This window comes from Pseudomonas glycinis, from assembly GCF_054871425.1.
Genome location: NZ_JBTYHF010000008.1, coordinates 71033 through 85067, shown reverse-complemented (window position 1 = coordinate 85067; position 14035 = coordinate 71033). Strand labels below are relative to the sequence as shown.

14 protein-coding genes are annotated in these 14035 nt (G+C 61.5%); 7 read left to right on the top strand and 7 right to left on the bottom strand.

Annotated elements, in window-relative coordinates; all coding sequences use genetic code 11:
* The first annotated feature begins 216 nt into the window (after nt 1–216).
* The gene (locus tag ACYSTU_RS19445) at nt 217–1542 is read left to right on the top strand and encodes an MFS transporter (RefSeq protein ID WP_016775327.1); all 1326 of its coding nucleotides are present in this window, start codon (nt 217–219) and stop codon (nt 1540–1542) included.
* 72 nt (nt 1543–1614) lie between these two features.
* Nucleotides 1615–3006 (top strand): FAD-dependent oxidoreductase, encoded by a 1392-nt coding sequence (locus ACYSTU_RS19440; protein WP_499001010.1) that lies wholly within the window; start codon nt 1615–1617, stop codon nt 3004–3006.
* Nucleotides 3007–3014: 8 nt separating this feature from the next.
* On the opposite strand, the gene ACYSTU_RS19435 is transcribed toward ACYSTU_RS19440, so the two are convergent.
* Nucleotides 3015–4403: a type VI secretion system Vgr family protein gene (locus ACYSTU_RS19435; RefSeq protein ID WP_499001007.1), complete on the bottom strand. Its 1389-nt coding sequence runs from the start codon at nt 4401–4403 to the stop codon at nt 3015–3017.
* A 221-nt stretch (nt 4404–4624) separates the two neighbouring features.
* Here ACYSTU_RS19435 and ACYSTU_RS19430 point away from each other — a divergent pair, with 221 nt between their 5' ends.
* Nucleotides 4625–5329, top strand: coding sequence for a YebC/PmpR family DNA-binding transcriptional regulator (locus tag ACYSTU_RS19430; protein WP_016775324.1), 705 nt, complete (start codon nt 4625–4627; stop codon nt 5327–5329).
* Between the two features lie 102 nt (nt 5330–5431).
* Here ACYSTU_RS19430 and ACYSTU_RS19425 read toward each other — a convergent pair whose 3' ends face one another.
* From ACYSTU_RS19425 to ACYSTU_RS19410, 4 genes are all read right to left on the bottom strand, one after another.
* Nucleotides 5432–6745 (bottom strand): protein kinase, encoded by a 1314-nt coding sequence (locus tag ACYSTU_RS19425; RefSeq protein WP_499001004.1) that lies wholly within the window; start codon nt 6743–6745, stop codon nt 5432–5434.
* Nucleotides 6746–6903: 158 nt separating this feature from the next.
* Nucleotides 6904–8034: a cell division protein ZapE gene (zapE, locus tag ACYSTU_RS19420; RefSeq protein WP_324175707.1), complete on the bottom strand. Its 1131-nt coding sequence runs from the start codon at nt 8032–8034 to the stop codon at nt 6904–6906.
* A gap of 97 nt (nt 8035–8131) precedes the next feature.
* Nucleotides 8132–8887: an anti-sigma factor family protein gene (locus ACYSTU_RS19415; RefSeq protein ID WP_499001001.1), complete on the bottom strand. Its 756-nt coding sequence runs from the start codon at nt 8885–8887 to the stop codon at nt 8132–8134.
* Nucleotides 8884–9390: an RNA polymerase sigma factor gene (locus tag ACYSTU_RS19410; RefSeq protein ID WP_016775320.1), complete on the bottom strand. Its 507-nt coding sequence runs from the start codon at nt 9388–9390 to the stop codon at nt 8884–8886. The genes ACYSTU_RS19415 and ACYSTU_RS19410 overlap by 4 nt, the downstream gene beginning before the upstream one ends.
* A 156-nt stretch (nt 9391–9546) precedes the next feature.
* Between ACYSTU_RS19410 and ACYSTU_RS19405 the strand changes: the two genes are divergently transcribed.
* Nucleotides 9547–10653: a catalase family peroxidase gene (locus ACYSTU_RS19405; RefSeq protein ID WP_122698443.1), complete on the top strand. Its 1107-nt coding sequence runs from the start codon at nt 9547–9549 to the stop codon at nt 10651–10653.
* Nucleotides 10650–11195, top strand: coding sequence for a cytochrome b (locus ACYSTU_RS19400; RefSeq protein WP_024013443.1), 546 nt, complete (start codon nt 10650–10652; stop codon nt 11193–11195). The genes ACYSTU_RS19405 and ACYSTU_RS19400 overlap by 4 nt, the downstream gene beginning before the upstream one ends.
* A 59-nt stretch (nt 11196–11254) precedes the next feature.
* Here ACYSTU_RS19400 and ACYSTU_RS19395 read toward each other — a convergent pair whose 3' ends face one another.
* On the bottom strand, nt 11255–12406 hold the full coding sequence (locus ACYSTU_RS19395) for a M14 family metallopeptidase (protein WP_122698442.1): 1152 nt from the start codon (nt 12404–12406) through the stop codon (nt 11255–11257).
* A 95-nt stretch (nt 12407–12501) separates the two neighbouring features.
* On the opposite strand from ACYSTU_RS19395, the gene ACYSTU_RS19390 reads away from it, so the two are divergent.
* Complete coding sequence (locus ACYSTU_RS19390; RefSeq protein WP_136493759.1) at nt 12502–12720, top strand: hypothetical protein; 219 nt, start codon at nt 12502–12504, stop codon at nt 12718–12720.
* A 104-nt stretch (nt 12721–12824) separates the two neighbouring features.
* Here ACYSTU_RS19390 and ACYSTU_RS19385 read toward each other — a convergent pair whose 3' ends face one another.
* Nucleotides 12825–13223 (bottom strand): DUF6124 family protein, encoded by a 399-nt coding sequence (locus ACYSTU_RS19385; protein WP_071172941.1) that lies wholly within the window; start codon nt 13221–13223, stop codon nt 12825–12827.
* Nucleotides 13224–13353: 130 nt separating this feature from the next.
* On the opposite strand from ACYSTU_RS19385, the gene ACYSTU_RS19380 reads away from it, so the two are divergent.
* Nucleotides 13354–14013: a LexA family protein gene (locus ACYSTU_RS19380; RefSeq protein WP_217878510.1), complete on the top strand. Its 660-nt coding sequence runs from the start codon at nt 13354–13356 to the stop codon at nt 14011–14013.
* Nucleotides 14014–14035 lie beyond the last annotated feature (22 nt).

The following is a 14035-nucleotide window of genomic DNA, read 5'->3' as shown; positions in this document are numbered from 1 at the left end:
TTATTAAACAGTAATTGCTTTGATCGGCTCACGCCATCGCTGACTGCTCGGTCGAACAGCAGCGCCGGCTCATGAGCCTGTGCGTGCAACAGCAGACTCATCTGACCGGTATCGCCGAAGGGAAGGGGCGGTAACGCAGTGCTCAACAATAAAAAACACAGGCGTTTTTCTTAATCGATTCTGCCGGCACACTCACACCCTGAGGTCAGAACCACCATGAACAAGCACATCGGCACCCTGGCGCGTTGGCGCGTGCAGATCTTCGCTATTACCTGGCTCGCGTACGCCGCGTTCTACTTCACCCGCAAAGCATTTTCGGTAGCAAAACTGGGCATCGCCGAAGACCCTGATTTCACCCTCGACAAAATGGCCATGGCCAACCTCGACGCGATCTATCTGGCGGCGTATGCCCTCGGACAGTTCACCTGGGGCATGCTCGCCGATCGCTTCGGTCCGCGAGTGGTGGTGCTTGGCGGTTTGCTGATATCCGCCGCTGCGGCGCTGGTGATGGGCAGTTTCGCTACATTGCCGATCTTCGCCACGTGCATGTTGATTCAAGGTTTGGCGCAGTCCACTGGCTGGTCGGGACTGTGTAAAAATCTTGGCAGCTTCTTCCCGTCTGAGCAGCGCGGGCGGGTGCTCGGCTTGTGGAGTTCCTGTTACGCGTTTGGTGGCCTGGTCGCCTCGCCGTTCGCCGGCTGGTGGGCCTACACGCTGGTCGGCACCTGGCACGCGGCATTCATTTCCAGCGCGGCGGTGGTCGCGGTGGTCGCCGTGCTGTTCTTTATCTTTCAGCGCAACAAACCGGAAGACGTCGGCTTGCCGGCGGTGGAGCCCGAGCCGGAACTGACCGCCGAAGAAACCGCAGCCAACAGCAAACTCAGCGTCTGGGAGCCGTTGAAGGAAATCCTGCGCAACCGCACGGTGCTGGTGCTGGGCCTGGCGTATTTCCTGCTGAAACCGGCGCGCTACGCGATTCTGTTGTGGGGCCCGGTGATTGTTTTCGAACAGATGCCCAGTGTCGGCAAGGTCGGCGCGGCGATCATTCCCACCGCGTTTGAACTGGCCGGATTGCTCGGGCCGATCATGATCGGCCTGGCCTCGGACAAACTCTTCGGCGCCCGACGCATGCCGGCCTGCGTGCTGAGTCTGCTGGCGCTGACCGTGACGCTGGCGTTGTTCATGGCCGCGCTGAACACCGGCAGCGTGTTGTTGGTCGTCGCGTTGCTGTTCGTCATGGGCCTGACGTTGTATGGCCCGGACTCGATGATCAGCGGTGCGGCGGCCATCGATTTCGGCAAGGCCAAGGCCGGTGCCACTGCCGCCGGTTTCGTCAACGGCTGCGGCTCCGTTGGCGCGGTGCTCGGCGGTTTGCTGCCGGGCTACTTCGACTCGGTGACGGTGTTTATCGTCTTCGCCGGATGCGCGCTGTTCTCGGCGCTGGTGCTGATTCCGCACTGGAACAGTCGGCCGGTCGGCGTGATGGAGCCGCGCGCGGCAATCCCCAACTGCCCGCTGAGCGTCAAACCGCTGCGTTCCTGAAACCCTTCGCCCCGTGGCCTGCTGCGCGGTGCGCGGCAGGCTGCGTCGTGGCTTTCTGACTGGAGATTTCCCATGCGACCGTTCTGGCTCGAGCAAGCCTTGCAGGCCGACCCATCCGAGCAGTGTCCACCGCTGCAAGGCGAGGTGCGCACGGATGTGTGCATCGTTGGCGGTGGTTACACCGGATTGTGGACGGCGATCATGCTCAAGGAGCAAAACCCGGAGCTGGAGGTGCTGCTGATCGAAGCAGACATCTGCGGTGCCGGCGCCAGTGGCCGTAATGGTGGTTGCGCACTGTCATGGTCGGCCAGGTATTTCACCCTGGAGCGCTTGTTCGGCGTCGAAGAAGCGGTGCGTCTGGTCAGGGAATCCGAGCGCAGCATCCATGCGATCGGCGAGTTCTGCGAGCAGTACGGCGTCGATGCCGACTACCGCCTCGACGGCACGCTGTACACCGCGACCAATCGCGCCCAGGTCGGCGCAACTGATGCGGTGATCGCGGCGCTGGAGCGTAATGGCATCAACTCGTTCAGCCAGCGCCCGCTTGCCGATGTGCAGCGTATGGCCGGTTCGGCAAAACATCTGGAAGGCTGGTTTTCCCCGGCGGCCGCCAGCGTGCAACCGGGCAAACTGGTGCGCGGTCTGCGCCGGGTGGCACTGCAATTGGGCGTGAAAATCCATGAAGGCACGGCGATGACCGGACTGGAAGAGGGGCGCCCGGCACGTATTCACACGCCCGGCGGCAAGGTCATCGCCGACCGAGTGGTACTGGCGATGAATGCATGGATGGCCCGCGCGTTTCCTCAGTTCGAGCGCAGTGTGGCGATCGTTTCCAGTGACATGCTGATCACCGAACCGCGCCCGGACCTGCTGCAGCAAATCGGTTTGACCAGCGGCGTCAGCGTCCTCGATTCGCGGATTTTCGTGCATTACTACCACAACACCCCGGACGGTCGGATCATGCTCGGCAAGGGCGGCAACACCTTCGCCTATGGCGGGCGGATGCTGCCGGTGTTCGATCAGCCGTCGCCTTATGCCGGATTGCTCAAGCGCAGTCTCGCGGATTTTTTCCCGGCGTTCGCCGAGGTCAAAATCGACGCGACGTGGAACGGCCCGTCGGATCGTTCGGTGACCGGTTTGCCGTTTTTCGGCCAGATGAGCTCGGCGGGCAACGTGTTTTACGGCTTCGGTTATTCCGGCAGCGGCGTCGGCCCGTGTCACATGGGCGGGCAGATTCTCGCCGCGCTGGTGCAGGGCCTGGATAACCCGTGGACCCGTTCGCCGCTGGTCAACGGGCCGCTGGGTTATTTCCCGCCGGAACCCATCCGCTACCTCGGCTCGCTGATGGTGCGCAACGCCATCCGCCGCAAGGAGCGCGCCGAAGATTACGGGCGCCGGCCTCGGCATCTGGATGTGCGCCTGGCGAAATTCGCGGCGGCGGCGGGCAAGGCGGACAAAGGCTGAGGCGCCAATCAATGCTCGGCGCGGTGGCTCAGCCAGTCGAGCAACAGGCTGTCGCGCGCGGGTTCTGATTCGCGCTCCGGCGGCTGGCGTGCGTGGCTGAGGCACAGGATCGGTCGGTCCGGATCACTGTCGAGGAAACTCACCCACACTTCACTGCCGGCACGCGGTAATTGATCGACCGCGACGGGGCCGCTGAACCGGCTCATGGCGATCGGCAGCCACAGGGCGTCGCTGGCGGATTTATCCGCAGACGGCCACAGGCTTACAGCGAGGCAGCCGTTTTCGTCCACTTGCGCAGGTTGCCCAGGCGCACCCGCGACTTTCGCCAAGTGATAACCGGCAATATTCGGGCGAGCTTGTTTGAGTGGCGGACGGAAATCGGTCGACCAGGGCTGCGCAGTGAAGTCGTTGTGATAACGCTGAACGCTTGGCGTCGGATCAAGGATCGAAGGGTGCTGCCCTTGGTGGCGCACGGCGCATATCAGCCATTGTTCGTTGAAATGATGAATCGGATGGTCGGCCACAAGCAGCAGTCGTCCACTGAGCAAATCGCTGCAATCACTGCGCCCGTGAATGGAACGCAACTGGCAGCGCTGGCGTTGCAGATGACGTCGGCTGCGCTGTTCGGCGTACAGACGTTCCGGCGATCGCGCGGGCATCGGCAACTCGGTCGAGACTTCGTTGGCGGCTTCGGCGTTGCCGGTTGGCTGACCGCGATTGCGCACCGCATGCAGCATTGGCACCGGCGCCGCGCGATGTTGTTGATAGAGTGCGCTGACGCTGGGCGATGGTGGTTGCTCATCAGCATTGAAAGGGATTTCAACCGGCTCCTGCGGCAGGCTCAGGCTGTCGTCGGCGAACACCACGACGTGTCCGTGCGGCCCGTGTTCGAAGTGATAGTGGATGCCTTCTTCTTCGCATAGCCGCTGCAGCAGTGCCAGATCGCTTTCTTCGTACTGAATGCAAAACGCCCTTGTCGGGTAGTGACCGACGCTCGTTTCAATGCGGTAGCTGTGCGCTGGCAGGGCATGTTCTTCGAGCAGTTGCTGGATGATCTGCGGCGTACTCAGGTGAGTAAACACGCGGCGCTTGTGCGTTTGCGCCAGTTGTTGCAGATGCGGCACCAGAATCAGTCGATAGCCGACCCGATGGGTCCCGCGATGTTCGCAGCTGGCGCTGGAAATGACGCCGTGGAACCCGTGCTGCTCACTGAGCCGCAGAAAGGCCGGCCGGTGCAGAAAGGATCCCGGGACGATGGCCGGGGCCAGGCCGAGCAGTTCGATGTCGAAACGGTAAGGCTGGTTCAGCGCTTCCTCGCCGCGAAAACGCACCACCGGCAGGCGCAATCCGCTGTCGGTCAGCGTAAGGGTGAAGGGACTTTCCTTGTCATTGAGCATTCGAGCAGGCCCTGTCAGGCGATACGGGGTTTCAAGGGTACGAAACCGTCGGCCTGAATGGTCATGTCAAAGGCGCTTTTCAGAATCCCCCTACATGCTTTGGTGAAGATGTCGATTCCGTCGTCTGTTTTTTTGGTCGATTGCCGACTTTAGGCCGTATAAACTTGCCGCCACGCGTCGGCCAATAGATGTCTCGGCGCCACAGATCAAGAGAGTGAGTAATGGGCGCACAGTGGAAGGTTAAACACAAAGAAGCGGCAGCCAACGCCAAAGGGAAGATCTTCGGCAAACTGGTGAAGGAAATCACCATTGCTGCACGCAACGGTGCCGATACCGCCACCAACGCACACCTGCGTCTGGTGGTCGAGCAGGCGAAGAAAGCCTCGATGCCAAAAGAAACCCTCGATCGCGCGATCAAGAAAGGCGCCGGTCTGCTGGGTGAAACCGTGCAATACCATCGCGTGACCTACGAAGGCTTCGCGCCGCATCAGGTGCCGCTGATCGTCGAATGCGTCACCGACAACATCAACCGCACCGTCGCGGAAATCCGCGTGGCGTTCCGCAAGGGCCAGTTGGGCGCTTCCGGTTCGGTGGCGTGGATGTTCAACCACGTCGGCATGATCGAAGCCGCGCCGGACAGCCCGGATGCCGATCCGGAAATGGCTGCGATCGAAGCCGGTGCTCAGGATTTCGAGCCGGGTGAAGAGGGCGCGACGTTGTTCCTCACCGACCCGACCGACCTCGACGCTGTGCAGAAAGCTCTGCCCGAACAAGGTTTCACCGTGTTGTCGGCGAAACTCGGCTACCAGCCGAAGAACCCGGTCAGCGGCTTGAGCGACGAGCAGATGGCTGAAGTCGAAGCGTTCCTCGAAGGCCTCGACAACCATGATGACGTGCAGGACATGTTCGTCGGTCTGGCTGGCTGATCTGTCGCGCCAGTAATGACCTCTTCGCGAGCAGGCTCGCTCCCACACTGGAATGTATTTCAACTGTGGGAGCGAGCCTGCTGGCGATTGACCGTGCAGCGGTCACAGGTTCTCCAGCACCTCGATCACTTCACTGAACCCCGGCCGCCCCAGCACATCGGCCTGACAGCAACGTCGTTCCAGCGCCTGCAGTTGCGCGCGGCGCTCCGTACTCAATCCTGAGTCGACACGCTCCAGCAATTCCCCCAACAACACACCGAACGCACGGACTTCCAGGCGCTGCAATGCGCGCGTCTGCACATCATCGCCGGTGGCATGAAACGACGCCGCGCCGAAATCCCCGAGCAGACAATCGCCCTGATCGTTCAACAGAATGTTGTGGCCATACAGATCGCCGTGGGTGATGCCTTGGCGGTGCAGGTGCTCGGCCGCTGAGGCGATGCCTTTGGCGACGCGCAGGGCGACCTCGGCGGGGAACCGGCAACCTTCGGCGTAAACATCCCGCGAACACGAGTCCAGGCTGGGCAAACCGGCGAGATTGCCGAAGCTCGGATCAATCAGTTGCATCACCAGCCCCTGCTGTTGATCGGGATGGCCGCTGATGCGCCCTTCGATGCGGATCAGGTTCGGGTGCAGGCCTGCGGTGATGCAGGCGTTCATCTCATGCAACGGCGAACCGTCGCTGGTCATCTCGCCTTTGTACAGCTTCACCGCAACCGCCTGCGCCGTGCCGTCGTCGCGCTGCCAGACTGCCTTGGAAATTACCCCGGAAGCGCCTTCGCCCAGTTGCTGCTCCAGGCGCAGCGCCGACCAGTCGATCAGCGGCGTGGCCTCAAGGGCAGCGGCATCGGCTTCGGTCTCCAGCGGATTGCCGGCGTAGGCCAGCCAGGTCAGGCTCGGCAAGGTCAGCAACCACTGCGGCAGTTCGCTGAGTTGGTTGGCAGCGATGCGCAGCAATTCCAGCCGATGGCAGTGGCGCAGGGAGTCTGGCAGCGATTGCAGGCGATTGCCGGCGAGCATGAGCTTCTGCAAAGCGGGGCGTTCACCGAGTTCGCTGGGCAGGCTTTCGATGCGGTTATCGGTGAGGATCAGCCAGCGCAGCTGCGGCGGCAGGGCGGCACCGGGCACATTGACGATGCGGTTGGCCTTGAAGCCGACCATGGTCAGCGCGGTGCACTGGCCGAGGCAGGCCGGCAGTTCGCTGAACTGGTTGTCGGAGCAGAACAGCACGCGCAGGCGGGTCAGGCGATGCAGGTCGTCCGGCAGGCTGCTCAGCGCGTTGCCGCTGAGGTTGAGCACTTCCAGCGTCTCGGCCAGTTGGAAAATTTCGTTGGGGAATTCGGTCAGCCCGCAAGACAGGTCGAGGCGGGTGATGCCTGACAGTTCGCCGGCGCGCAGTTGAGCAAGGGTGTGCATGTCTGGTTTCGCTATTGATCGGTGGAGCGACGCGGGGGCGCTGGAATGGGCGACATGATAGCGGTAAAGCGGATGCTGAACGGATTTTGAGTTGTCCCGGGACCTTGTGGGAGCGAGCAGGCTCGCTCCCACAGGGCTCGCTCTCACAGGGTAGGGAGTCAGTTGGGAGCGTGAATTTCCTGCAATTGCCCCAACCGGCTGCGCGTGCGCGCCAGGTCGATGGCGTGACCTTCCAGGCTCTGGCCCAGCGGCAGTTGGCCGAGCAGGGTCAGGTGTTTGTCCTGATCGTAGAGCACGTCAATCAGATTGATGAAGCGCTGCTGCACGGCGATCGGACATTCGCCAAGCTGCGGCAGGTCATCGATGATCCACTGGTCGAAACGCTGGCACAGTTGCAGGTAATCCATCACTGCCGTTGGCTGTTCGCACAGGTCGTTGAAGGTGAACGCGACTCGCCGGCCTTGGCAAAAACGGGCCTGAAGCTGGCGCTTGCCAACTTCGAGGGCAAGGGCAGGCGCGTCGGCTGGTGGCAGGTCCAGTGTCTGACGTTGAGCTGCCGTCGCCGGCCATACGTAATGTCCTTGGGTAAACACTTGATGCGTGTGTTGGCGGTTGAGTGCGCGGTAGTCGTGGGCGCCGCCGACTTCCATCACTTGCATGCGCGTGTTGATCAGCTCGATCACCGGTTTGAAGCGCGCGTGATACAGCGGATTGGGCAGCAGGCCCTCGGGTGCATAGTTGGAGGTCACCAGCAGCATGATCTGCCGTTTGAACAGGGCCTTGAACAGCCGCGTGATCAGCATCGCGTCGCCGATGTCGTGCACATGGAATTCGTCGAAACACAGCACCTGGCAATCTTCCAGCAACTCATCCAGGGTGATTTCCAGCGCGTCTTCCTCCTGGCGATGACGGAACATGCCGTCGTGCAACCGGGCAAAAAACTGATGGAAATGCAGGCGGCGTTTGCGCGTGATCGGCAGCGCCTGGAAGAAACCGTCGAGCAACCAGCTCTTACCGCGCCCGACGGCGCCGTACAGGTACAGACTCGGCGGGGTGTGGCCGCTGTCGCCGAGCAGCACGCTGGCTTGCTGCGCCATGCAGTCGATGACTTGCTGCTGACTGCGGCTGAGGGTGTATCCCTGGCTTTTGGCCTTGTCGCGGAAATAATCGCGGATGGTCGCGGCATGAGCATCATGCCCGGCGCTGGCGGGCAGGCCTTTGCCGAACAGGCGGCGCAGCAACAGCCAGCGTTGGCTCAGTCGTGATCGTTTCGGCGTTCGGGCGGACACGCGGGACAGGCTCCTGGTTTCTCAGACCGGCTCCACAGCGAGCGCGGTGGCCCCAGTGTAACCAGAGCCCGGGCGTCGGCTCCATGAAATATCACCATCAGAACGGTGGCGATTGCTTGAGCAACTCTGCCGCCGGCGAGTCGGTCGGACTGACCACCGCATAGTTGTAGCCCGGCCCTGACCAGTAATCGGCCTGCAGATCGCCATCGCTGCGCGAGCCACGCGGCAGCAGGGTGTTTTTCGGCCCTGGTGGACGCAGGTAGAAACTGACCTTGTGACCGCCGCCATCCTCATACATCACCATCGCCGCCACGCCTTCATCGGTGCTGAGCAAGCGCCCGCTGACCGGCTCGAATCCGGCAGCTTTCAAGTCCGGCAAGCGCCCGGCACCGCTGAAGTAGCGGTCGAGCCAACGCTGCATGTCGCCGTCGCTGTCGACCTTGTAATCGGCGGGCAGTACGCCTTGCTGGGCGATCAGGCGATAGGCTTGCAACGCGTCAGTCATCGGCAATGGCGCAGGGCGCGCCAGGGTCATTTCCCGGGCCTGCCAGCCACTGAAACCGCCGACGCTGACGGCGATCAGCAACACCGCCGCGCTGGCCAGATGCCGACGGGACTGCTGGCGGCGGCGCTGGCGAATCATCATCGGGTGGAGCGCCGGATTGGCCGGTTGCTGCAAGGCGCCACTCAGCGCTGCGCGCAACTGCTGGGCGTCGCGTTGCCAGGCGCGCACCTGAGCCGCTTCTTCAGGGTGGCTGGCCAGCCAGGTCTCGAGTACGCGCCGATCGGCGTCGCTGAGCTGGTGGTCGACGTAGGCGTGCAAATCACGTTCGCTGGGAGGCAGGCTGATCATTTGAGTATCCGCAAGGAAGGGCTGCTGATTTCGCCGTCGCTGAGTTGGCGCAAGGCCTGGCGGGCGCGGGACAGGCGCGACATCACGGTGCCGATCGGGGCGCCGAGGATCTCGGCGACCTCTTTATAGGACAGGCCTTCCACCGAGACCATCAGCAGCAAGGCGCGCTGTTCGGTGGGCAGGCGTTCGAAGGCTTGCAGGGTCGACTGAGCAATCACGGTGCGTTCCACCGACGGCTCGGCATCGTCGCGACCGGTGAAAAATTCCAGCATCCGCGCATAGCGCCGCGAGCGACGGTGCGCATCGAGAAATTGCCGATAGAGGATCGCAAACAGCCAGGCGCGCAAGTCGCCCTCAGCGCGTTTCTCGCCCCAGGCTGACAGCGCCCGCTCGAGGCTGGCCTGGACCAGATCGTCAGCGCTGCTGCTGTTGCGCGTCAACGACACGGCGAAGCGGCGCAATCTGGGAATGATTTCTCTCAACTGTTCGTCGAATTCGCTCATGAATGTCTGCTGGTCGCTACGCTGTGGACTAGGAAGACGCCCGTCAGCGCAGGTTATTCCCCGTGCGCAAAAATAAATACCGCGCCGTGGAATAAACCCGGACGGGATGCGTCTTGCTGACTCTTTCCACTTGTGGCCGATGGCCTGGAGATATTCATGGTTGATCGCTCGTCCCCCAACGCTGCACCGCCCGGCAGGCCGCCGCGCCAGCCACTGAGCGCCGCGAGCCTGATTTTTCGCCTGGGCGGCATTGCCGTGATTGTCGCCGCCGTGGCCGGGGCGTTTGCCTACGTGCATGGCAACCTTGACCCACAACGACTGACGCCAAAAGCGTTGGTCGATGTGCTGGAAAAGAACAACGGCGTGCATCCCGGCTTTCGTCGCAATCACGCCAAGGGCGTGTGCGTGATAGGCCATTTCGAAAGCAGCGGCGAGGCGCGCGCGTTCTCCACGGCACAGGTGTTCAACCTGCCGCAGACACCGGTGGTGGGGCGTTTCGCCTTGCCGGCGGGCAATCCCTATGCGCCGGACAGCGCCGTACCGATCCGCAGTCTGGCGCTGCGCTTCACCCAGGCGAACGGTCAGCAATGGCGCACCGGCATGAACAGCATGCCGGTGTTTCCGGTGGGCACGCCTGAAGCGTTCTACCAATTGCAGCAGGCGCAGTCGCCGGATCCAGCCACTGGCAAGCCCGACCCGACGAAGGTGCCGGCGTTCTTCGCTGCACACCCGGAAGCCGTGCCGTTCTTGACGTGGGTAAAGACCGCCAAGCCTTCGGCCAGCTACGCGACCGAAACCTATAACAGCATCAATGCGTTCTATCTGGTCGATGGCAACGGCAAGAAACAGGCCGTGCGCTGGAGCATGACCCCGTTGGCGCAGGACGCGGCAGGTGCCACAGCCCCTGAAGGCGCCGATTTTCTCGAGAAGGATCTGGTGCAACGCCTGGCCGCCGCACCCTTGCGCTTCCAGTTGAACATCACCCTGGCCAACGCCGACGACCCGGTCAACGATGCCAGCAAGACCTGGCCCGCAAATCGCAAAGTGCTGAACGCCGGGACTTTGGTGCTGGAGAAAACCCAGCCGCAGCTCAGCGGTGAATGCCGCGACATCAACTACGACCCGCTGGTGCTGCCGGCCGGGATTCAAGGCTCGGAAGATCCACTGCTGGCCGCGCGTTCTGCCGGCTATGCCGATTCCTACCTGCGTCGCACCAGCGAAGTCAGCCAGTTGCCCGCCGCCAAACAGGAGGCTCGTCCATGAGCAAGCAACCGACGCATTTCGTTTTGCTGGCGCGCCTGCTGCACTGGCTGATGGCGCTGATGATCATCGCCATGCTGTTTATCGGTGCGGGCATGGTCACTTCGGTGTCGTCTCGCCATGAATGGCTGATTCATTTGCACAAGCCGCTGGGCATCGCGATTCTGGCGCTGGTGATCGTGCGCCTGCTGGTGCGCTTCACCACCCGCCAACCGCCGCTGCCGGATGATCTGCCGGGCTGGCAGGTACTGGCAGCCAAGGCTTCCCACGTCTTGTTGTATGCGTTGATGCTGGTGTTGCCGTTGCTCGGCTGGGCGATGATCAGTGCCTCGGGCGAGCCGGTGATGCTGACGGCGTCGCTGCATCTGCCGTCGATTGTGCCGGCCGACGCGCAACTGTTTGCGGTGCTGCGCAAGTCCCATGGTTATCTGGCGTATCTGCTGTTTCTGACGGTGCTGCTGCATCTGGCGGCGGCGCTGTTTCATGGCTGGGTGCGTCGTGACGAAGTGCTCGACAGCATGTTGCGCGGGCGTGATCGCGGCTGACCCTGTAACGCAAAAGATCGCAGGTCGGCTGCGATCTTTTGTCGTTACAGAGGAGGGGATCAGCGCAGGGTGTCGACCATGTCGGCGAGGGTGGTCAGCACATCCTTGCCCAATTGCTTGGAACGTTTGCCCGACCAGCCGGTGATCTTGTCCGGGTGGTCGTCGTGGTCCTTGAACGGCATCTCCAGGGTCAGCGACAGGCAGTCGAATTTCTGCCCGACGCTGTTGCAGGCCAGGGTCATGTTGGCCTGTCCCGGTTCGTCGCGGGTGTAGCCGTAGGTGGTCTGGAAGTCTTTGGTGGTGTGCTTCAGATGGCTGCGGAAATGCTCTTCAAGCTTTTCGATGCGAGGTGTAAAGCCAGGATTGCCTTCACAGCCGGCGGTAAAGACGTGGGGGATTTCCTCGTCGCCGTGCACGTCGATAAACGCATCGACGCCATATTTTTCCATCTGCTGCTGGACGAAAAGCACTTCCGGACTGATGTCCTGGCTGGCGTTCTGCCAGGCCCGGTTCAAGTCCTGACCCATGGCATTGGTGCGCAGATGGCCATGGAAGGCGCCGTCCGGGTTCATGTTCGGCACCAGATACAGATCGGCGCTGGCCAGCAGTTTGTTCAATACCGGATCGTCCTGGCGCTCCAGACGCTCAATCACGCCTTCCATGAACCATTCCGCCATGTGCTCGCCCGGATGCTGCTGGGCGATGATCCAGATCTTGCGCTGGCCTTCGGCACCGGTGCCTTTGCGCAGTAGCTGAATGTCGCGGCCCTCGACACTTTTGCCGGTCGCCAGCAATTCGGTGCCAGCCTTGCTCAGCGCCTGCTCGATCAACCAGTCGTGGCGGCCGCGGCTGTAGGGCTCGAAGTAGGCGAACCAGGCGTGGGTCTGTTCGGCTTCGAGGCAAAAGCGCAGGCTGTCGCCTTCGAAGCTGGTGGGGATGCGGAACCAGTTGACGTGGTCGTAGGAAGCGACTGCCTGATAGCCGGTCCAGGCCTTGTTATAGGAGGACTGGCTGGCGTTGACCAGACGAAACCAGTGTTCCTGATGCACATGCAGGCCGCTGGCCTTGAAGTGGAACCACTGAAAATGAGCGCTGCGGGTGTCCGGGCGGATGGCCAGGACCGGATTGAGCGGGTTGCTGATGTCGATGACTTGGATATTGCCGCTGTCGAAATTGGCGCTGATGTCGAACGAAGATTTGGCCACGGTCATAATCGCTTCCAGAGCAGGATTTTTATGACCGGTACTTTACACGCAGGCAGGGCTGAAACCGAGGGGAATTGCGGGCGTAGCGGGGGGCGTCTTCCGTGACGCGCCAGCAGCTTAGAGGCTATGCGATTGATTCTCAAGTGCTGATTGCCATTAGTTTTGCCCAATGTGGCCGGGCTCGGCTTGCCAATCAATATTCTTTTGATATTATCCGCGCCATCGAATTTGCAGCACCTGAAGACTTCATTAGCCTGAAGACACAAGCCCGAAAAACGGGCAAAAAAAGACCCGGCAAAAAGCCGGGTCAAAAACCGTGATTAGCCTGATGAGGAGATAGTCCAGAAGACCGACCTAAGGTCTCTGGTCCATCGACTGATCTCGCGACCAGCTGCTTGCAATAATAATCATTATCATTTGCAAGTCAAATGTTTTTATCTGCGCGATGGGAAAATTCTTTCCTGTCCGCCCGTACCTTGTCCGCCGTGACTTCGTCGTTGTCGATCGAATGGTCGACCATCGCCCGCGCCATATCCACCATGTGCACCACCGAAAAGGCCAGATCGCGATTGGTGCCTTGAAGGTTTTCTGCGGCCTTGAACGCGGTGGCGGCTGCACATCGCAACAGATCCGAGGCATGCACTAGCGCTTCCTCGCCGCTGAGATGGCCTTTGACATTGAAAAAACGTTCGTCCGTCTCGGGTTCTGAAACAGCCGGTTTCAAGTAGTAGTCCAGCGCGCGCTGTGCGGCGGCATTGCCTTGAGGGGAGGTGAAGCTGGTGTCGATTTGCAGATCGGGCAGGTCTTTGCTGCTGATGTTCATCATGAAACGTCACTCCATGTTCGATTGAAAGTCCGTTTCCTTAGGATAGTACCGCCTGTATTTGTGACGAGAATTTAAATACTACAATATGTGTTTTGCCGGTCGAAGACGTCCGCGTAAGGTGCGGCACATGGATAAATGGATTGAGTTGGTCAAGGCCAAGATGAGTGAACTCAAAGTCACTCAAACAGAGCTCGGAGAGCGCGTCGGCATGTCCCAGGGCGGGATCGGTCATTGGCTGAACAAGCGTCGCGAACCCGGTGTTACCGAAATGAACCGCGTGCTCAAGGCGCTGGGAATGGAATTCCTCGAAGTCGTTCTGGTGATCCGCGAACCGCAGCCGACGCCGGAAGACGAGATGCCGCTGGCGCAGAAGTACAACCCGTACTTCCGTTATCCGGTCTGCGATTGGCGTGCGCCGTGCGAAGTGCGTGACACTGCGGCGAGCTATCCCGGAGCATCAGCGAAGCAGCGCTTCGAACTGACGGATTACCACGCTCGTGGCGGTGCCGCGTTCTGGCTGACGGTGACGGGGGATTCGATGACCGCGCCGAGCGGCCAGAGCATTGCCGAGGGCATGCTGATTCTGGTTGACCCAGAGTTGGAGGCAGTGCCTGGCAAACTGGTGATCGCCCAGTGGCCGGACAGCGAAGAAGCGATTTTCCGCAAACTCGACGAACAGGCCGGCCAGCGCTACCTGGTGCCGCTCAACCCGACCTGGCCGAAAACCCTGCTCACCGATGAATGCCGGATCATCGGCGTGGTGGTTCAGGCAACGGCGCGTTACTGAGCGGATCGATCCTCGCTCAAGG